Below are 18,970 nucleotides of genomic sequence, written 5' to 3'. Positions count from 1 at the left end.
GTTTTGCGGATTTACAGCAGGATAATCCCTGCTTCCTCACATTGTTTCATGGTCTCGGCGTCCCAGATGCTGGCCTGGACCTCGCCGATGTGGCAGTTGCCGATCATCAGCATGCAGAGGCGGCTCTGGCCGATGCCGCCGCCGATGGTCTGGGGCAGCTCGCCGTTCAGCAGCATCTTGTGGAAGGGCAGCTCCGCCCGCTCCTCGCACCCGGCCAGCTTCAACTGGCGGGCCATGGATTCCTCATCCACCCGGATGCCCATGGAGGAGATCTCAAAGGACCGCTCCAGAATGGGGTTCCACATGAGAATGTCGCCGTTGAGGGCCCAGTCGTCATAGTCGGGGGCACGGCCGTCATGCTTTTCGCCGGATCTCAGCTTGCCGCCGATCTGCATGAGGAACACGGTGTGGTGCTCGGCGCAGATGGCGTGCTCCCGCTCCTTGGGGGTCTTGTCCGGCCAGCGGTCCTCCAGCTCCTGGGTGGTGACGAAGTACACCTCCCGGTCCAGCTTGATCCGCAGGCTGGGGAAGGCCACGTTCAATGCTTCGCTGGTCTCACACACGGCGGCGACGATGGCCCGGACGGTGGCCTTCAGATACGCCTCGTTCCGGTCCTCCCGGGAGATGATCTTCTCCCAGTCCCACTGGTCCACATAGACGGAGTGGATGTTGTCCAGATCATCCTCATCCCGGCGGATGGCATTCATATCGGTGTACAGGCCCTTGCCCTCGTGGAAGCCGTAGCGCTTCAGGGCCAGACGTTTCCACTTGGCCAGAGAGTGGACCACCTCGGCGTCCTTGCCCCCGACGCCGGGGATGTCGAACCGGACGGGACGTTCCGTGCCGTTCAGGTTGTCGTTCAGACCGGAATCGGAAGCGACAAACAGGGGGGCGGACACCCGGCGCAGGTTCAGGGCATTGGAAAGATTGGTCTGAAAGGATTCTTTGATAAAGGCGATGGCCCGCTGCAGCTCGTAGTTGGGCAGGGGGGCCTTGTAGCCCTGGGGGATCACAAGAGTGCTCATAAAAAGGCTCCTTCTTTCTCGGTTAGTTCAGCTTGTCCAGACCCAGACGCAGACGGCGCAGGGTCTCATCCTTGCCCAGCAGGTGGCAGATCTCCACGGCGCCGCCGGGCGTCACCAGCTTGCCGGCTGCGGCAATGCGGACAGGCCACATCAGCGTGGCGTTCTTGACCTCCAGCTTGGCAGCCAGATCAATGAGGGTATCGTGGATCGCGTCCACAGTCCAGTCGGAAATGGCTTCCAGAGCGGGGATGGCGGCCTCCAGCATAGCCTTGGAGACCTCGGCGTTGGTCTTGGACTTCTTGTTAGTGAAGAACTCAACGTCATAATCGGGCAATGCGTCGAAGAAATCGACCTTTTCGGGAATGTCCGTCAGCTTTTCGCACCGGGCCTGCAGCAGCGCGGCGATCCCGGCGGCGTCGATAGCGGGGTTCTTCACCGCCTGACGGATGTAAGGCTCCGCAACCTCTGCAAAGGCGGCAGGCTCCATGGCCCGGAGATAGGTGGCGTTGAAATAGGTCAGCTTCTCGATGTCGAAAATAGCGGGGGACTTGGAGATACCGGCGATGTCGAATACCTTCACCAGCTCGTCCAGAGAGAAGATCTCCTGCTCGGCGAATTCGCCCTTGGGCGCCCAGCCCAGCAGCGCCACATAGTTCAGAATGGCGTCCGTCAGGAAGCCCTGAGCCTTCAGATCCTCGTAGGAGGGATCGCCGTGGCGCTTGGACATCTTGTTGTGCTGGTCCCGCATGACGGGGGAGCAGTGGACGTAGGTGGGGACCTCCCAGCCGAAGGCCTCGTACAGCAGATTGTACTTGGGCGCGGAGGACAGGTACTCGCTGCCCCGGACCACGTGGGTGATGCCCATGAGGTGATCGTCCACCACGTTGGCGAAGTTGTAGGTGGGCAGGCCGTCCCGCTTCAGCAGCACCTGATCGTCCAGAGTCTTGTTCTCCACGGTGATGTCACCGAAGGACACATCATGGAAGGTGGTGGTGCCCTCGTGGGGGATCCGCTGACGGATCACGTAGGGCTTGCCGGCAGCCAGATTAGCGGCCACTTCTTCCTCACTCAGATTCCGGCAGGGATCGTCCGCCCGGTCAAACTCGCCGGAGTCCTCCTCGGATTCCGCCTTCTCGCAGAAGCAGTAGTAGGCTGCGCCCTTTTCCACCAGGAGCTGGGCGTAGGGCAGATACAGGTCCCGGCGCTGGGACTGGATATAGGGGCCGGTGGGGCCGCCCACGTCCGGGCCTTCATCGTGATCCAGATGGCACTCCTTCATGGTGCGGTAGATCACGTCCGTCGCACCCTCCACCAGACGGCCCTGATCCGTATCCTCGATCCGGAGAATGAAGGTGCCGTCGGCGTGGCGGGCGATGAGCCAGGTGTACAGCGCGGTGCGCAGGTTGCCCACGTGCATATAGCCGGTGGGGGAGGGGGCGAACCGGGTACGGACCTTCCCCTTGGGGATGCGGGCTTCCAAACCTTCAAAAAATGTCTTATCCAAAGCCATGAATGATACCTCCATGTCAAAATATACGTAATTACACAAAATACATTATCCCTATTTCAGACAGGAAAGTCAAGAGTTCGGATTGCAATTTTTAAGGGGGAGTGGTATACTGTATCAGTTAAAATATGCCCTGTACAGATACGTCTGCCGGTTTCCGGCTGAAATATAGAAAAGCGAGGTACTATTATGGAGAACGAAGTTCAGAAAAAAAGAATTTTAAGCGGCATCCAGCCCTCCGGCGACCTGACGCTGGGGTCCTATCTGGGCGCCATCCGCAACTGGGCGGCGCTGGCGGATGAGTATGACTGCTACTATATGATGGCCGACATGCACACCATCACCGTGCGGCAGGTCCCGGCGGAGCTGCGGCGGCACACCCTGGTCCAGTTGGCGGCCTATATCGCCAGCGGTCTGGACCCGGAGAAAAACGTGCTGTTCGTCCAGTCCCATGTTCCGGCCCACGCCCAGTTGGGCTGGGTGCTGGACTGCTACACCATGTTCGGCGAGTTGAGCCGCATGACCCAGTTCAAGGATAAGTCCGCCAAGAACGCGGACAACATCAACGCGGGCCTGTTTACCTATCCGGCTCTGATGGCGGCGGATATTCTGCTGTATCAGGCGGATCTGGTGCCCGTGGGCGGCGACCAGAAGCAGCACGTTGAGATCTGCCGGGACATTGCCACCCGGTTCAACGGCCTTTACGGCGATACCTTCAAGCTGCCGGACCCCTACATCCCCAAGGTGGGCGCCCGGATCATGAGCCTGACCACCCCCACCAGCAAAATGAGCAAGTCCGACAAGGATCAGAACGGCTGCGTGTATATGCTGGAAAAGCCGGAGGATATCCTGCGGAAGTTCAAGAAGGCCATGACCGATTCCGACGCCTGCGTCCGCTTTGACCCGGAGAACAAGCCCGGCGTCTCCAACCTGATGCAGATCTACTCTGTGGCCACCGGTAGGGATTACGCGGCTATTGAGGCGGAATTTGCCGGTCAGGGCTACGGCAGCTTCAAGACCGCCGTGGGCGAGTCCGTGGTGGAGCTGCTGCGCCCCATCCGGGAGGAGACGGAACGCCTGCTGGCTGACAAGGCCTATCTGGAGAGCGTGTACCGCGCCGGTGCGGAGAAGGCTGCCTATGTAGCCAACCGCACCCTGTCCAAGGTCTACAAAAAAGTGGGCTTTCTGGCCCGGTAACGGCGGAGGAAACATGAGATTTGACAATCAGCTGATGGCGCCGGTGGCGCTGGCATTGCTGACGGCTCTGGTGGTCAGCTTTCTGATGACACCGGTGGTCAAGAGCTTTGCTTACAAGGTGGGTGCGATCGATGTGCCCAAGGACGAGCGGCGGATGCACCACAAGCCCATCCCCCGGCTGGGCGGTCTGGCGATCTTCGCCGGCTTTATGGCCAGCATCCTGCTGTTCGTGGATATCCGACTGAACCCCCAGATGCAGAGCATCCTGCTGGGCGCGGTCATCATCGTGGTGCTGGGCGTGGTGGATGACATCATGGCCCTGCCCGCCAAGCTGAAATTCGTGATCCAGATCGTGGCGGCGCTGATCCCGGCCCTGAACGGCGTGTCCATTCAGGCGTTATCCAACCCCAACATCTTTTCTCCCAATGCCTATTGGGTGCTGAACTGGCTGTCCGTCCCCATCACGGTGCTGTGGATCGTGGGGATCACCAACGCCGTGAACCTCATCGACGGACTGGACGGTCTGGCCAACGGCGTGTCGGCCATCTCCGCCGCCACGGTGCTGGTCATCGCCCTGATCTGCTCCGAGGCTCAGGTGGCCGTGGTGATGGCGGCGCTGGTGGGTGCCTGCGTGGGCTTCCTGCCCTATAACCTGAACCCCGCGAAGATGTTTATGGGCGACACCGGCGCTACATTTCTGGGTTTCATTCTGTCCACCATGTCCATTCAGGGCCTTTTCAAATTCTACGCGGTGATCTCCTTTGCCGTGCCGTTTTTGATCCTGGGTCTGCCCATTTTCGACACAGCCTTCGCCATGATCCGCCGGATGGCCCACGGCCAGAGCCCCATGCACGCGGACCGGGGCCACATCCATCACCGGCTCATTGACATGGGTCTGAACCAGAAGCAGGCGGTGGCAACGCTGTACGTCATTTCCGGTATTCTGGGCCTGTCCGCCGTGGTGCTGACCACCGGCGGCGAGGCGAAGGCCATGCTGCTGCTGATCGCTCTGTGCGTTGTGGCGGTTGTGGCCGCCCGGGTGGTGTTCCCCAAGGAAGTGAAGGAGGAACTCCACGAGGAACTGGAAGAACTGACAGAGTTGGGCCATCACGAGGAAAAAGACAAGCAGAAGGAGGACGGCAGCCATGAATAAGCTGCGGATCATGAGCGTTTTCGGCACCCGGCCGGAAGCCATTAAAATGTGCCCGCTGGTGAAGGAACTGGCCTCCCGGCCGGAGATCGAGAGCCTTTGCTGCGTGACCGCCCAGCACCGGCAGATGCTGGACAGTGTGCTGGAGGTTTTTGAGGTAAAGCCCGACTGGGATCTGGACATCATGACCCCCCGGCAGACCTTGTCCACCATCACCAGCAAGTGCCTTACTGGTATGGACGAGGCCATTGACACCCTGAAGCCGGATATGATCCTTGTCCACGGAGACACCTCCACCACCTTTGCCGGGGCGCTGTCCGCCTTCTACCATCAGGTGAAGGTGGGCCATGTGGAGGCCGGTCTCAGAACCTATGACAAGTATTCGCCCTTCCCGGAGGAAATGAACCGCAAGCTGGTTTCCTCCATTGCGGATCTTTATTTCTGCCCTACGGTGAACAACAAGAATAACCTCCTGCGGGAGAATATCACCGAGGGGCTGTTCGTCACCGGCAATACGGTGATCGACGCACTGAAAACCACCGTCCGGGAGGATTACAAATTTTCCACGGACGAATTGAATCACCTGCCATACGGGGAGAAAAAGATCGTCCTCGTCACCTGCCACCGCCGGGAGAATTACGGTGAGCCTATGAAGAACATTATGCTGGCGCTGCGGCAGATCGCGGAGGAGAATCCGGAGGTGGAGCTGGTGTATCCCGTCCATCTCAGCCCGGTGGTGCGGGAAGCGGTGGACATCTATCTCCGGGGCGCGCCCCGGGTGCACCTCATCGATCCGCTGCCTGCCGACGAGATGCACAACCTCATGGCCCGGTCTTACCTGGTGCTGACGGACTCCGGCGGACTTCAGGAGGAGGCCCCCGCGCTGGGCAAGCCGGTGCTGGTGATGCGCCGGGAGACAGAGCGTCCCGAGGCAGTGGCCGCCGGGACGGTGAAGCTCTGCGGCGTGGTGCAGGATGACATCGTGACCATGGCGGAGCGGCTGATCCGGGACAAGTCCGCCTACGAGAAAATGGCCCATGCCGTGAACCCCTACGGAGACGGACAGGCCTGCCGCCGGATCGTGGATGACATTTTGTGGTACTTTGGCCGCCGGGAGCAGCCGGCGGAGGACCTTGCGTAAATGAGAGGAGAGGAGGGACGGCATGAAGCGGACACAGAAGCTGGTGACATGGGGCATTGTGATCTTGGTGGTGCTGGTGGTGCTGCTGATGCTGGTGAGCAACCTGCGCCGTTCCTCCCGGGTGGTTCTGCCGGACACCAATACCAGTGCCGAGGGCGGCGGAGACCTGCCTGCGGAGGGCGGCGCCCTGACAGTGGTGGAGGTGACGCCGGAAACGGTGCAGGCCGCCATTGAGACGCTGCACCGGCCGGAGGCATACAGCCGCACGGTCACAGTGGAGTATCTCTGGACCGGCGGCAGCGGCACCATCGAGCTGTCTACGGCGGTCAGTGCCCCGTGGACCCGCGTGGATCGGACCCTGGCGGACGGCCAGGTTCGCCACAGCATTACCGACGGCGAGACTACCTTTATCTGGTATAATGGGGAGTCGGAGGTATATACCGGCCCCGCCGGGGCCATCTCCGCCGACGCGGAGGAAACGATTCCAACGTATGAGGATGTGCTGGCATTACCGCAGGATCACATTGTTCAGGCGGACTACCGGGTGGTGTCCGATGTGCGCTGCATCTACGCGGAAACGGCGGAGGACGCATGGGGCTACGTCCAGCGGTACTGGGTCAGTGTGGACACGGGCCTGCTGGTGGTGGCGGAACGTCTGCAAAAGGGCGAGACCGTTTACCGGATGGCGGCGCTGGAGGCAGACCAGACGGCTCCTCCGGCGGAGACCTTCACCCTGCCGGACGGCACAGACCTGCTTCACAGGTAAACAACGGCACCCACGGATATTTCGCATCCGTGGGTGCTTTTTTGAAAACAGTGAAACAAAACCAGCCATGCCAAATGCGGCACGGCTGGTTTTACAATCTATGGAAGGCGAAAATGCTTTACAGAAATAAACGGGGTTATGCTGAAAAAAGACCGCTGATCCGCCTGGCTTACTGGTAGATGGGGAACTGGCGGCAGAGGGCATCCACCTCGCTGCGGACCTGCTCCCGGCAGGTGTCGAAGTCCCGGGCCGTCTGGCCCATCCAGTGGGCGATCTGCACCATCTCAGGCTCCTTGAAGCCACGGGAGGTGACGGCGGGAGTACCCACCCGGACGCCGCTGGTGACAAAGGGCTTCTCCGGGTCGTTGGGAATGGCGTTTTTGTTGACGGTGATCTGAACCTCGTCCAGTCGCCGCTCAAACTCCTTGCCGGTGATGTGGAAATTCCGCACGTCCACAAGGCAGAGGTGGTTGTCCGTGCCGCCGGAGACGAGACGGAACCCTTCTTTTACCAGTTCCTCCGCCAAGACCTTGGCGTTTTTCACGATCTGCTCCGCGTAAGCCTTGAATTCCGGCTTCAGCGCCTCCCCAAAGCAGACAGCCTTGGCGGCGATGATGTGTTCCAGCGGGCCGCCCTGAGTGCCGGGGAACACGGCGGAATTGATCTTCTTGTAGATGGCCTCATCGTTGCAGAGGATCAGGCCGCCCCGGGGACCGCGAAGGGTCTTGTGGGTAGTGGTGGTCACCACGTCCGCATAGGGAATAGGGGAGGGGTGAAGCCCAGCCGCCACCAGACCGGCGATGTGGGCCATGTCCACCATGAGATAAGCGCCCACGGCATCGGCCACCTCCCGGAACTTGGCGAAGTCGATGACCCGGGGATAGGCGGAGGCACCGGCAATGATGATCTTGGGCTTGCAGGCCTTGGCGGTCTCCAGCAGCGCGTCATAGTCGATGGTCTCATCCTCGCCCAGACCGTAGGGCACGATATGGAAATACTTGCCGGAGATATTGACGGGGCTGCCGTGGCTCAGGTGGCCGCCATGGGCCAGATTCATGCCCAGAATGGTGTCCCCCGGCTGCGCCAGCGCGAAGAAGGCCGCCAGATTGGCGTTGGCACCGGAGTGGGGCTGAACATTAGCATACTTGCAGCCGAACAACTGGCAGGCCCGCTGGCGGGCCAGCTCCTCCGTAACGTCCACCGCGAAGCAGCCGCCGTAATAGCGGTGGCCGGGATAGCCCTCGGCATATTTGTTGGTAAGGCAGGTCCCCATAGCCACCATCACCGCAGGACTGACGATGTTTTCGGAAGCGATCAGTTCAATGTTGCGCTGCTGGCGGGCAAATTCCTCCTGAACGGACGCGCCCACCTCCGGGTCTAACTGAGAAAGATACTGCATGGTATCCTGAACGATCATGTAAAGCCCCTCCTTGTAAAAAGATACTACATATTGTACCTGATGAAAGCTGAAAACGCAAGACCTATTATCCGAGGGGGGCGGGAATTCCATCCTCATACAGACCCCGCTCCGTCAGGACCCAGGGAACGGGATAGTCATGGGGTTCCACGGGGATCTCCTGCCGGATCAGCAGTTCCCGGCACAGCAGTACCGTGCCGCCCCGGTACTGGGAGAGGAACCGGTCATAATATCCGCCGCCGTGGCCCAGCCGTTGTCCCAGATAGTTGCAGGTGACGCAGGGCAGCACGGCGAAGTCGATGGCGTCCACAGGAATGACCGGCGTGTCTGCCGTTGGTTCCAAAAGCCCGTAGCGGCCGGGGACAAGCTGATTCAGGTCCGTGATCTGGCGGGACTCCATGTGGCCCGGCTCGGTGCACAGGGGGACGCAGAGGGTCTTTCCAGCGGCGAGGGCATCCTCTAAAATCGGCCGCGTATCGATCTCCCGATCTGTGCCCACGAAGCAGAAAACCGTCTGGGCTTCCTGATATTCCGGCATGGCCAACAGGCGATGCGCGATGGAGCGGGCGCTTTTGGCCTTGTATTCCGGGGCCAAAGCCGCCTCTAAGCGGCGAACAATGGCGCGAAGCTGCTGTTTTTCTTCCTGACGGGTCATGGCAGGGGGTCCTCCTCTTTCTCTGGGCGGGCGGCTCCGTAGACGATGGCGCCTCCGCCGTATTTTTTCCGGATGGCGTCCATAGCGGACTCCAATTTTTCCTGCCGGGCGTTCCGCTGCCCGGCGGTGGGGTCGAACAGATCGGCCTGCTCGTAGGCTTCCCCGTCAGAGGACAGGTGGATGGCGGTGACGGTCAGCGCCCGGATGGGGGCCGGGGGTGTCCACAGCTCCTCCGTCAAAGCCATGGCAGCGTTGGTCAGATCCCGGATGAGATGGGTGGGGGCGGGAAGCTGCTTTTGCCGGGAGCGGTCATGGAAGGCCGGGTCCCGGACGGTGACCTGGATGCCCCCGGCGTACAGCCCCTCCCGCCGCAGCCGGGTGGCCACGGAGTCCGCCAGAACGGCGATGCCTGAGCGCACCTGAATACAGGTGGTGAGGTTTTGGGGGAAGGTGGTGCCGTTGCCCACGGACTTCACCGGCTCCGCGTCCAGTCTGGCCCGGACAGGAGCGCTGTCCAACCCGTTGGCGTATTCATAAAGCTGGGTGCCCATCTTGCCCATGAGGGTCTCCAGTGTTTCCTTCTTGCAGGCGGCCAGCTGGCCGATGGTTTTGACGCCGTATTGTCCCAGCAGCTTTTGAGCCGCGCCGCCTACATACAGCAGGTCTCCCACCGGCAGTGGCCAGACGATGGAGCGCCAGTTTTCCCGGGAAATAACGGTGGTGGCGTCCGGCTTTTTATAATCGCTGCCCAGCTTGGCAAAGACCTTGTTGAAGCTGACGCCGACAGACAGGGTCAATCCCAGCTCCCGTTTCACCCGCTGCCGGATGGCATTCGCCAGCGCCTTGGCGTCCCCGCCGAACAGATGGAGGGTGTTGGTCACGTCCAGCCAGCTTTCGTCGATGCCGAAGGACTCCGCTAAATCGGTATATTCGTCATAAATGGCATTGACCTTATTGGAATATTCCCGATACAGCCTGTGATGGGCAGGAAGCAGTACCAGATTGGGGCATTTCTTCTTGGCCTGCCAGATGGTCTCGGCGGTTTTGACCCCGCACTGCTTGGCAGGCTCGTTTTTCGCTAAAATAATTCCGTGCCGGGAGGCGGGATCACCGGCCACGGCCACCGGCACCTCCCGCAGTTCCGGATGAGAGAGCAGCTCCACGGAGGCGTAAAAACAGTTCAGATCGCAGTGAAAAATGACCCGGTCCATGTGCGCCTCCTTTCCGGGCAGTTGTGATGAAAATAAGAATGTCCTTACATCATGCTGAGTATAGCACATTTGTTCGGAATTGCAAAGAGAAAAAGGAACAGCGGATTTCCGCTGTTCCTTTTGTATATACGCGAGCAAAACTATAAGCCGGGTTCTGTATTTGACAGTCATCTATCTCGACGTACCGTTGCCGGTACGCTCAAGCCACCCCGGGAGCGGCCGGGCCAGCCTTGGGACCCGAAGTCCCTGCTCCCATACCGGTGTTGCTCCGGATAGAGTTTACAGCGATGGGTGCTTTGACGCACCATCGGGTGAGCTCTTACCTCGCCTTTCCACCCTTACCGCCAGGGCTACGCCCTGGCGGTAAGCCGATTCCTGACGGAATCGGTCGCTGCGGCGGATGATTGTAATCGCGAAGAGGGACCCTTCGTCCCTCTTCACACAACACCCCTGCGGTTCCCGCTGGGGGAGCGTTCATCAACACCGGCTTCTTACCAACATGGCGCAGCCTTGGCGGCGGTATATCTCTGTTGCACTTTTCCTGAAGTCGCCTTCGGCGGGCGTTACCCGTTATCCTTGCCCTGTGGAGCCCGGACTTTCCTCACGGAAGGGCCTTTCGCCCCTTCCGCGCGACTGTCTGTTTTCCTCGCGGGTCTATTGTACGCAAAACAGCGGGAAAAGTCAATGGGAAGTCGATCAATAAGAGAGGATCAGTCCCTTGTCCATGGCGTAGAAGCTGGTGAGACCCCGGCAGGGTAGGATCTCCACAGCCTTTACCGGCAGACGGTCCAGAATCGCGTTCCGCAGCCGATCGGCACCTTCGGGATTCTGACAGTGGGTGATGATCACATGGCTGCCGGTGCAGTCCTTGGCATCGCTCATGAGCTGGGCGATGGCTCTGGCGGTGTGGGCCTCGCCACGGGCCTTTTTTGCCACGCGGATCGTACCCTCGGCCGTGGCTTCCGCGACAATGCGGATGCCCAGCGTCTGGAGCAGGGTGCCGGCCAGAGGCGGCATCCGTCCGTTATTCACCAGATTGTCAAAATGCTCCAGCGTGAAGCAGAGACGGGTATTCTTCTGACAGACCTGAAGCTCCGCGCACAGATCCTCAAAGGGCAGGCCCTGTTCCGCCAGCTCGGCGGCCTTGCGCAGCAGCAGGATCATAGCGCCGGAGGTGGCACGGGAATCCAGCACAAAGATCTTTTTTTCCGGGTGCTCCGCCAGAACCAGATCTCTCGCGGCCATGGCGGCGTTATAGGAGCCGGAAAGCTGAGAGGAGATGGTCACGCAGACGGTTTCCTCGCCCTGCTCGAAGGCCTCGGCATAGGCGGCGGGGGAGGGGCAGGCGGAAGAGGAACGGTGATGGGCCAGCTTGCTCAGCAATGCCGGAATATCCAGCTCCGGCGTATCCAGATAGTCCTGACCGCCGACGTGCAGGCACATGGGCGCTACTGTCAGACGGGCGTAAGGGGAATTGAGTTCCCCGGAGATCAGATCACAGCTGCTGTCGCTGACAAGATTCAACATGATGACACACTCCTACCTCGACCCACAGGATGTTGACAGTGGATCGGCAAAAATAGTTTTCAATACTACATTTCATTGTATCTGCAAAACGGACGCTTGTCAAGTGAAAGAACATCGAAAAAGGTCAAAGGGAGGGAGCGGCCCGGTGAGAAACAGAAAAAAAGATCCCTTACATTGAATTTTTTTGCGGCGTGTGGTATGATAACCGGGCGAAAGCCGCGATGATAGACGGCTTTTATAAAGGAGCGTTTTTATGACCTTTGAAGAATATCTGTCCTCCCTGAAGGGAAAGACGGTAGGTGTGATCGGCGTGGGCGTATCCAACCGTCCCCTGATCGAAAAACTCCTGGAGCGGGGGATCGACGTCACCGCCCGGGATAAAAAAGAGGATCTGGGAGAACTGGGGCAGGCTTTGACGGCTCAGGGCTGCAAGCTGCGTCTGGGGAGCGGATATCTGGCGGACCTCCATGAGGATGTGATCTTCCGTACCCCCGGTCTGCGGCCGGATGTGCCGGAGCTGGCGGCGGCTGTGGCCGGCGGCAGCGTCATCACCTCGGAGATGGAGGCATTCTTTGCAGTCTGCCCCTGTCCCATTCTGGCGGTGACCGGTTCCGACGGCAAGACGACGACCACCACCATTATCTCCAAGCTGCTGGCGGCGGAGGGGAAGATCGTCCATGTGGGCGGCAATATCGGCCATCCGCTGCTGTGCGACACCCCGGAGATCGCACCGGAGGATATGGCGGTGCTGGAGCTCAGTTCCTTCCAGCTGATGACCATGCAAACAAGCCCCCATATCGCAGTGACCACCAATCTGGCGCCTAACCATCTGGATGTCCACAAGGACTATCAGGAGTATGTGGATGCAAAGGCAAACATCTTTACACACCAGAATGCCGGCGATATTGCTGTGTTCAACGCCGACAACGATGACACGGTGCGTCAGGCCGCGAAAGCGGTGGGCGAGGTCCGTTGGTTCTCCCGGAAGCAGCGGGTGGAAAACGGCGTGTTCTGCGAGAACGGCGTGATTTATGAAGCCGTAAACGGCGCTGTGATGCCCATCATGGAGACAAAAGACATTCTGCTGCCCGGCGTCCACAATATTGAAAACTACATGGCGGCCTTCGCCGCCGTGCGGGGGATGGTCAGCTATGAGACCATGCGGGAGATCGCGAAAACCTTCGGCGGCGTGGAGCACCGGATCGAGCTGATCCGCACCCGGAAGGGCGTCCGCTGGTACAACGATTCCATCGCGTCCAGCCCCAGCCGTACCATCGCGGGCCTGAATTCCTTCCCAGAGCAGGTGATCCTCATTGCCGGCGGCAAGGATAAGGGCATCAGCTACGCCCCCCTCGGCCCTGTGGTGAACGATCACGTCAAGCTGCTGCTGCTGTGCGGCAAAACGGCGGGGGTGATCCGGGAGGCCGTGGAGCAGGCGGAAAATTATCACGGCTTGGAGATCCTCGACGTGGCGGACTACCACGAGGCGGTGGCCATTGCCGACGCCCGCTCCCAGCCGGGGGATGTGGTGATTCTCTCCCCGGCCAGCACCTCTTTTGACCGCTTTGCCAACTTCATGGAGCGGGGCCAGGTGTTCAAGGCTATCGTCAACGAACTGAAATAATGAATAAGCCCTTCCGCATAAGCTGATAAGAGCCGAAAGCGGAGGAGGTGGGGCTGTGGGTCCCGGATTTTTCTACTATCACCGGGGGCCGGATGGCCCCCAGATCCGGCGGGCGCTGCTGCTGTTGGCCATATCCGGGCTGTTGGCATTTGCCCTGTACGCGGGGGCACAGATGCGGCCTCTGCTGGGGAGCCTTGCCACCACGCGGGTATCCAACGCCGTGAACCGCATCGTCTATCAGGCGGTGAACGAGGCCATCGACAGCGGTCAGATCGCCTATGAACAGCTGGTGAGCTACGAAAAGGACAACGAGGGCCGCATTACCATGGTCCGCAGCAACATGGCGGCCTTCAATCGGCTGCAATCCCAGATTCTGGACCTGATCCTCAGCCGCATTGATCAGGTATCTGCCCGGGAACTGTCCATCCCGGTGGGCAGCCTGACGGGCTCGCCCCTGCTGGCGGGCCGGGGGCCTCGGATCTCCGTGCGGATGGAGTCGGTGGGGTCCTCGTCGGCCCGGTTTGAAAACCAGTTCGAGTCCGCCGGGATCAACCAGACCAAGCACAGGATCGTCCTGCGAATCGACGTGTACGTCAGCATCCTTCTTCCGGGATATTCCACCGTGACGCAGGTGACCAACGAGATCACCGTGGCGGAAACGGTGATCGTGGGGGAGGTGCCGGGGACCTATACCTATTTTGCGACGGACCCGGACGCCTATGCCGGCGACGCCAAGGATTACATACTCAACAAAGACTAAGGAGGACGCTCCATGGAATTTCGCACGGAGTTTGCCGATTACAAGGACGAACTGGCCTTTCTGCGGGCCTATCTTACGGAACAGGGGTATCTTTATTATGTTTTAGACGCCCCGGTGATCCCGGACTATGAATATGACCGTCTGAACCGCCGCCTGGAGGAACTGGAGGCGGAGCACCCGGAGGAGATCACACCGGATTCCCCCACCCAGCGGGTAGGCGGCAAAATTCTGGATTCCTTCCAGCCCTACACCCATGAGGTGCCCTTGGAAAGCCTTCAGGATGTGTTCAACGAGGGGGAGGTAGCCGCCTTCTGCGAGAAGATGGAGGAGGCCCTCGGCCCCATGGCGGAATATTCCGTGGAGCCCAAGGTGGACGGCTTGTCCGTGGCCCTGGAATACCGGGACGGCGTGTTTGTCCGGGGCGCTACACGGGGAGACGGCCGGGTGGGCGAGGACGTGACGGAAAACCTCCGCACCGTCCGTTCCATTCCCATGACATTGCCGGAAAAGCTGCCTCGGCTCATCGTCCGCGGCGAGGTCTACATGGCCCGGTCCGTGTTTGAGAGCATCAACGCCAAGCGGGAGCTGGAGGGCAAGCCTCTGATGGCCAACCCCCGGAACGCCGCCGCCGGGTCTTTGCGGCAGCTGGATTCCAAGATCTGCGCCCAGCGGCAGCTGGACATCGCCGTGTTCAATTTGCAGTTGGCGGAGGGCCGGGAATTCACCTCCCACGCGGAGACCCTTGACTATCTGGCCTCCCAGCGGTTCAAGGTCATCCCCCACAAGACCCTCCGCGGCACATCGGAGATCCAGACGGAGATCTTCCGGATCAACGACGAGCGGATGGACTATCCCTTTGATATTGACGGCGCGGTGGTGAAGGTGAACAGCCTGTCGGACCGCACGATCCTCGGCTCCACGGCCAAATTCCCCAAGTGGGCCGTGGCCTATAAGTATCCCCCGGAGAAGAAATACGCCACGGTGACGGACATCGTGGTGCAGGTGGGGCGCACCGGCGTCCTGACGCCCAAGGCGGTACTGACCCCGGTGCGTCTGGCGGGCACCACCGTGACCAGTGCTACCCTCCACAATCAGGATTTCATCACGGAGAAGGACATCCGCATCGGAGATACGGTGCTGGTGCAGAAGGCGGGAGAGATCATCCCGGAGATTTTGTCCGTGGATCTGACAAAGCGCCCGGAGGGGACGAGGCCCTACACCCTGCCGGAGGTGTGCCCGGTCTGCGGCGCGCCGGTGGTCCGGGACGAGGACGGCGCGGCCCTCCGCTGCACCGGCGCGGAGTGTCCCGCCCAGCTTCAGCGGAACATCACCCACTTTGCCAGCCGGGACGCCATGGACATTGAGGGCCTTGGCCCGGCGGTGGTGGCCCAGCTGGTGGAAAACGGACTCATCGCCAACGTGGCGGATCTCTATGACCTCCATGCACAGGATGTGGCCCAGCTGGACCGCATGGGGGCGAAGTCGGCGGAGAATCTGATCCGGGCCATTGAAAAATCCAAAGCCAATGACCTCAGCAAGCTGATCTACGGCTTGGGCATCCGTCAGGTGGGGGAGAAGGCCGCCGCTGTGCTGGCCCGGCACTTTGGGACTCTGGATGCCCTGACCGCCGCTCCGACAGAGGAGCTGACGGAGATCCCGGATGTGGGCGAGATCACGGCCAAGTGCATTGTGGACTATTTGAACCAGCCTCAGGCCAAGGACCTGATCGCAAGGCTGAAGGCCGCTGGGGTCAATATGGACAGCACCGTTCAGAAGGTGGATGACCGCTTTGCCGGCATGACCTTTGTGCTCACCGGCTCCCTGACCCGGTTCGACCGGAAAACGGCGGAGAACGAGATCGTCCTCCGGGGGGGCAAGGCCAGCGGCTCCGTGTCGAAAAAGACCACCTATGTGGTGGCGGGCGAGGCTGCGGGCAGCAAGCTGACAAAGGCCCAGCAGTTGGGCGTCCCCGTGCTGACGGAGGACGAGTTCGCGGAGCTGCTGAAATGAAGCGGCTGTACGCGACACTGAAGCTCTTTCTTGGATGCAGCATCGGTGTATTTTTAGGGAGATGTATCTACCTGTACTTTGATTTTAAGGTCCGTCCGGATCTGTACGCTATGCAGTCGGCACCCTGGTATGTGGATTTAGAAATTCAGGGGATCATTACGGCGGTTCTGGCTGCCGTACTGCTGGCGGCTATGTGGCTGGTCAGGAAAAACATAGACAAAAAGGGGTGAGGGGATCATGCGTTCCCTGTTTCGGAAAATAAGGGAGGCCAACCGGCCATTCTGCACGGCGCTGGTGGCGGCGGCAGGCAGCTCCAGCCGTATGGGCGGCACAGACAAGCTGATGGAATTTCTGGACAATGTTCCTGTCCTGATGCGGACCCTGACAGCGTTACAGCGGGCAGCCGCTATCGATGAGATCGTCATTGCCGCCCGGGAGGACGCACTGGTGGACATCTCGACCCTGTGCAAGACCTACGGCATTACAAAATGCAGCAAGGTGGTGCGGGGCGGTGAGAGCCGGTGCCATTCCGTGCTGCTGGCGGCATTGGAAGCCTCCCCGGAGGCGAAGCTGCTGGCGGTGCAGGACGGCGCCCGCCCGCTGGTAACGCCGGCGCTCATCGACCGCACGGTGGAGGCGGCGGCCAAGTGCGGCGCGGCGGCCCCGGCGGTGCCGGTGAAGGACACCATCAAGACCGTGGCCGAGGACGGCGCTGTGACCGGTACCCCGGACCGCAGTACCCTCCGGGCGGTGCAGACACCCCAGGTGTTTGAGACGGATCTGCTGAAGGCGGCCTTGCAGTCGGCGCTGGAAAACGAGGTGCCCGTCACCGATGACTGCTCCGCTGTGGAGCGGCTTGGGAAGGTGGTCTATCTCATCGACGGCGACGAGGAAAATCTGAAGATCACCACCCCAGTGGATCTGGTGATCGCGGAGGCTATTTTAGCGGAACGGGAGGGACGCTGATGACAGACCTGCGAATTGGACACGGATATGATGTCCACCGGCTGACGGAGGGCCGCAAACTCATCTTAGGCGGCGTGGAGATCCCCTACGAAAAGGGACTTTTAGGCCATTCTGACGCGGATGTACTGGTCCACGCCGTGATGGACGCTCTGACGGGGGCTGCCCGGCTGGGGGACATCGGCAAGCTGTTCCCGGATACGGACCCGGCCTACGCCGGTATTTCCAGTCTGAAGCTGCTGGCGGAGGTAGGACGGCTGCTGGCGGAAAAAGACTGCGCCGTGGTGAATATCGACGCCACGCTGCTGGCGCAGGCTCCGAAGGTAGGCCCCTACCGGCAGCAGATGGCGGAAAACATAGCAATGGCGCTGCACATCGACCCGGAGCGGGTGAACGTGAAGGCCACCACGGAGGAGGGCCTCGGCTTCACAGGGGACGGCTCCGGGATGGCGGCCCATGCCGTGGCTTTGATCGAGACGGTCAAATGACCGTTACAGTGCATATATTACAAGGAGACGTACATTCGGTACGTCTCCTTTTTTCTACGCTGCCATACCGGACGTAAGGCCGGTATGCTCGCGTCGCAGAAAGAGCGAAGAGAAGGAGGAACAAGTGTGGAATATGATCTGATCCTTGCCCGCTCCGTGACGTATGCGCAGCGGATGCAAAGAGCGCTGAACCGTGCAGGGATCCGCAGCCAGCTCTTTCGGGCGCCCCGTGACCTGACGGATCTGGGCTGCGCCTATGTGGTGCGGATCTCGCCCTACGATCTGGGAGCGGCCCTGCCGATCCTGCGGCGGGAGGGACTTGGCCCCCTGCGGATCTATGTGCAGCGGGGCGGGGATATTCAGGAGATGGGCCTATGATCTATCTGGACAGCGCGGCCACCACCTTCCAAAAGCCGCCTGCGGTGGGGCGGGCCATGACGGAGGCGCTGGCCTCTATGAGTTCGCCGGGGCGGGGCGGGCATCCGCTGGCTATGCGGGCTGCGGACACCGCCTTCCGGTGCCGCACGGAGCTGGCGGAGCTGTTTGGCCTTGACGGCCCGGAGGGCGTGGCCTTTACACTGAACGCCACTCATGCCCTGAACATTGCCATCAAAAGTTTGGTGCCCCCCGGCGGACGGGTGGTGATCTCCGGATATGAGCACAACGCCGTCACCCGACCGCTGACGGCCCTAAAAGCCAAGGTGTCCGCAGCAGGCGGACCGCTGTTCGATCAGGAGGCAGCGATCCGGGCCTTTGATGAGTTGATCGCGCCCGGCGTGGACGTTGTGATCTGCAATCATGTGTCCAATGTGTTCGGCTTTGTCCAGCCCGTTGAAAAGGTGGCGGCGCTTTGCCGCAGCCGTGGCGTGCCGCTGATCGTGGACGCCTCCCAGTCTGCCGGTATCCTGCCGATCAATATGAAAAGCCTTGGGGCGGCGTATATTGCCATGCCGGGACACAAGGGGCTGTACGGCCCACAGGGCACCGGCGTGCTCTTGTGCGGGGACGGTCAGATCCCGAGACCGCTGCTGGAGGGCGGCACGGGGAGTATTTCTCTCAGTCAGGAGATGCCGGACTTCCTGCCGGACCGCATAGAGGCCGGGACCCACAATATGCCAGGGATTGCAGGCCTGCTGGCGGGCATTCGCTTTGTCCGCCGACAGGGGACACAGGCCATTTTGCGCCATGAACATGCCCTGACCTGCCGGACGGCGGAGAGTCTGCGCCGGCTGCCCGGGGTAGAGGTGTTCGCCCATCCCGGCTGTCTGGCCCAGGCGGGAGTGGTGTCCTTCCGGGTGCCGGGGCGGGACGTGGAGACCGTGGGCGAAGCGCTGGCGCGGCGGGGGATCGCGGTGCGGGCGGGGCTGCATTGCGCGCCGCTGGCCCACCGCACCGCCGGGACGCTGGACACTGGCACGGTCCGGGTCAGCTTTTCCGCCTTCAACACGCCTCAGGAGGCGGACCGGCTGGCGGAGGCCGTGGGAGATATTCTCCGGAGATAAGACCCAAGACAAACTGAAAGCCTGGAG

At 60.9% G+C, this 18,970-nt stretch carries 18 protein-coding genes and 1 other RNA gene; 12 read left to right on the top strand and 7 right to left on the bottom strand.

Annotated elements, in window-relative coordinates; genetic code table 11:
• Positions 1 to 11: 11 nt before the first annotated feature.
• A complete protein-coding gene (gene asnA / locus H8Z83_RS03025; RefSeq protein ID WP_187013696.1) occupies positions 12 to 1,025 on the bottom strand; it encodes an aspartate--ammonia ligase in 1,014 nt (337 codons plus the stop codon).
• Positions 1,026 to 1,047: 22 nt separating this feature from the next.
• Complete coding sequence (gene gltX / locus H8Z83_RS03020; RefSeq protein ID WP_187013695.1) at positions 1,048 to 2,535, bottom strand: glutamate--tRNA ligase; 1,488 nt, start codon at positions 2,533 to 2,535, stop codon at positions 1,048 to 1,050.
• A gap of 186 nt (positions 2,536 to 2,721) precedes the next feature.
• Between gltX and trpS the strand changes: the two genes are divergently transcribed.
• From trpS to H8Z83_RS03000, 4 genes are read left to right on the top strand one after another with little or no spacing between them, the layout of a single operon-like run.
• Positions 2,722 to 3,729, top strand: a complete 1,008-nt coding sequence (gene trpS / locus H8Z83_RS03015; RefSeq protein ID WP_187013694.1) for a tryptophan--tRNA ligase — start codon at positions 2,722 to 2,724, stop codon at positions 3,727 to 3,729.
• A gap of 13 nt (positions 3,730 to 3,742) precedes the next feature.
• Positions 3,743 to 4,882: an MraY family glycosyltransferase gene (locus H8Z83_RS03010; RefSeq protein ID WP_187013693.1), complete on the top strand. Its 1,140-nt coding sequence runs from the start codon at positions 3,743 to 3,745 to the stop codon at positions 4,880 to 4,882.
• Positions 4,875 to 6,020: a non-hydrolyzing UDP-N-acetylglucosamine 2-epimerase gene (gene wecB / locus H8Z83_RS03005; RefSeq protein ID WP_187013692.1), complete on the top strand. Its 1,146-nt coding sequence runs from the start codon at positions 4,875 to 4,877 to the stop codon at positions 6,018 to 6,020. The genes H8Z83_RS03010 and wecB overlap by 8 nt, the downstream gene beginning before the upstream one ends.
• A 22-nt stretch (positions 6,021 to 6,042) precedes the next feature.
• Positions 6,043 to 6,786 carry a hypothetical protein gene (locus tag H8Z83_RS03000; RefSeq protein ID WP_187013691.1) on the top strand — a complete coding sequence of 248 codons (744 nt, stop codon included), beginning with the start codon at positions 6,043 to 6,045 and terminating at the stop codon, positions 6,784 to 6,786.
• Between the two features lie 169 nt (positions 6,787 to 6,955).
• On the opposite strand, the gene glyA is transcribed toward H8Z83_RS03000, so the two are convergent.
• The 5 genes from glyA to H8Z83_RS02975 all read right to left on the bottom strand — a co-directional run bounded on the left by glyA (position 6,956) and on the right by H8Z83_RS02975 (position 11,596).
• The gene (gene glyA / locus H8Z83_RS02995; RefSeq protein ID WP_301332342.1) at positions 6,956 to 8,203 is read right to left on the bottom strand and encodes a serine hydroxymethyltransferase; all 1,248 of its coding nucleotides are present in this window, start codon (positions 8,201 to 8,203) and stop codon (positions 6,956 to 6,958) included.
• 67 nt (positions 8,204 to 8,270) lie between these two features.
• The gene (locus H8Z83_RS02990) at positions 8,271 to 8,858 is read right to left on the bottom strand and encodes a 5-formyltetrahydrofolate cyclo-ligase (RefSeq protein WP_187013690.1); all 588 of its coding nucleotides are present in this window, start codon (positions 8,856 to 8,858) and stop codon (positions 8,271 to 8,273) included.
• The gene (gene dinB, locus H8Z83_RS02985; RefSeq protein WP_187013689.1) at positions 8,855 to 10,069 is read right to left on the bottom strand and encodes a DNA polymerase IV; all 1,215 of its coding nucleotides are present in this window, start codon (positions 10,067 to 10,069) and stop codon (positions 8,855 to 8,857) included. Before dinB ends, H8Z83_RS02990 begins: the two co-directional genes overlap by 4 nt.
• 127 nt (positions 10,070 to 10,196) lie before the next feature.
• Positions 10,197 to 10,718: RNase P RNA component class A (rnpB, locus tag H8Z83_RS02980), an RNA gene on the bottom strand.
• Between the two features lie 47 nt (positions 10,719 to 10,765).
• Positions 10,766 to 11,596 carry a DegV family protein gene (locus tag H8Z83_RS02975; protein WP_207731973.1) on the bottom strand — a complete coding sequence of 277 codons (831 nt, stop codon included), beginning with the start codon at positions 11,594 to 11,596 and terminating at the stop codon, positions 10,766 to 10,768.
• A 253-nt stretch (positions 11,597 to 11,849) separates the two neighbouring features.
• Here H8Z83_RS02975 and murD point away from each other — a divergent pair, with 253 nt between their 5' ends.
• The 8 genes from murD (at position 11,850) to H8Z83_RS02935 (ending at position 18,943) form a co-directional block, all read left to right on the top strand.
• A complete protein-coding gene (gene murD, locus H8Z83_RS02970) occupies positions 11,850 to 13,220 on the top strand; it encodes a UDP-N-acetylmuramoyl-L-alanine--D-glutamate ligase (protein ID WP_187013688.1) in 1,371 nt (456 codons plus the stop codon).
• Positions 13,221 to 13,275: 55 nt separating this feature from the next.
• Positions 13,276 to 13,980, top strand: coding sequence for a sporulation protein YunB (gene yunB / locus H8Z83_RS02965; protein ID WP_187013687.1), 705 nt, complete (start codon positions 13,276 to 13,278; stop codon positions 13,978 to 13,980).
• Between the two features lie 12 nt (positions 13,981 to 13,992).
• Positions 13,993 to 15,990 (top strand): NAD-dependent DNA ligase LigA, encoded by a 1,998-nt coding sequence (gene ligA, locus H8Z83_RS02960; RefSeq protein ID WP_187013686.1) that lies wholly within the window; start codon positions 13,993 to 13,995, stop codon positions 15,988 to 15,990.
• Positions 15,987 to 16,220, top strand: a complete 234-nt coding sequence (locus H8Z83_RS02955) for a hypothetical protein (protein WP_187013685.1) — start codon at positions 15,987 to 15,989, stop codon at positions 16,218 to 16,220. The genes ligA and H8Z83_RS02955 overlap by 4 nt, the downstream gene beginning before the upstream one ends.
• A gap of 7 nt (positions 16,221 to 16,227) precedes the next feature.
• A complete protein-coding gene (gene ispD / locus H8Z83_RS02950; protein ID WP_187013684.1) occupies positions 16,228 to 16,956 on the top strand; it encodes a 2-C-methyl-D-erythritol 4-phosphate cytidylyltransferase in 729 nt (242 codons plus the stop codon).
• Positions 16,956 to 17,441 carry a 2-C-methyl-D-erythritol 2,4-cyclodiphosphate synthase gene (gene ispF / locus H8Z83_RS02945; protein ID WP_187013683.1) on the top strand — a complete coding sequence of 162 codons (486 nt, stop codon included), beginning with the start codon at positions 16,956 to 16,958 and terminating at the stop codon, positions 17,439 to 17,441. Before ispD ends, ispF begins: the two co-directional genes overlap by 1 nt.
• A 126-nt stretch (positions 17,442 to 17,567) precedes the next feature.
• Positions 17,568 to 17,819 (top strand): putative Se/S carrier protein, encoded by a 252-nt coding sequence (locus H8Z83_RS02940; RefSeq protein ID WP_187013682.1) that lies wholly within the window; start codon positions 17,568 to 17,570, stop codon positions 17,817 to 17,819.
• The gene (locus tag H8Z83_RS02935) at positions 17,816 to 18,943 is read left to right on the top strand and encodes an aminotransferase class V-fold PLP-dependent enzyme (protein WP_187013681.1); all 1,128 of its coding nucleotides are present in this window, start codon (positions 17,816 to 17,818) and stop codon (positions 18,941 to 18,943) included. Before H8Z83_RS02940 ends, H8Z83_RS02935 begins: the two co-directional genes overlap by 4 nt.
• The last annotated feature ends 27 nt before the right edge of the window (positions 18,944 to 18,970 follow it).

The organism is Dysosmobacter segnis (assembly GCF_014297285.1).
GTDB classification, from domain to species: Bacteria; Bacillota; Clostridia; order Oscillospirales; family Oscillospiraceae; genus Oscillibacter; species Oscillibacter segnis.
The sequence above is the reverse complement of the archived record's forward strand: the minus strand, read 5'-3'. Positions and strand labels throughout refer to the sequence as shown.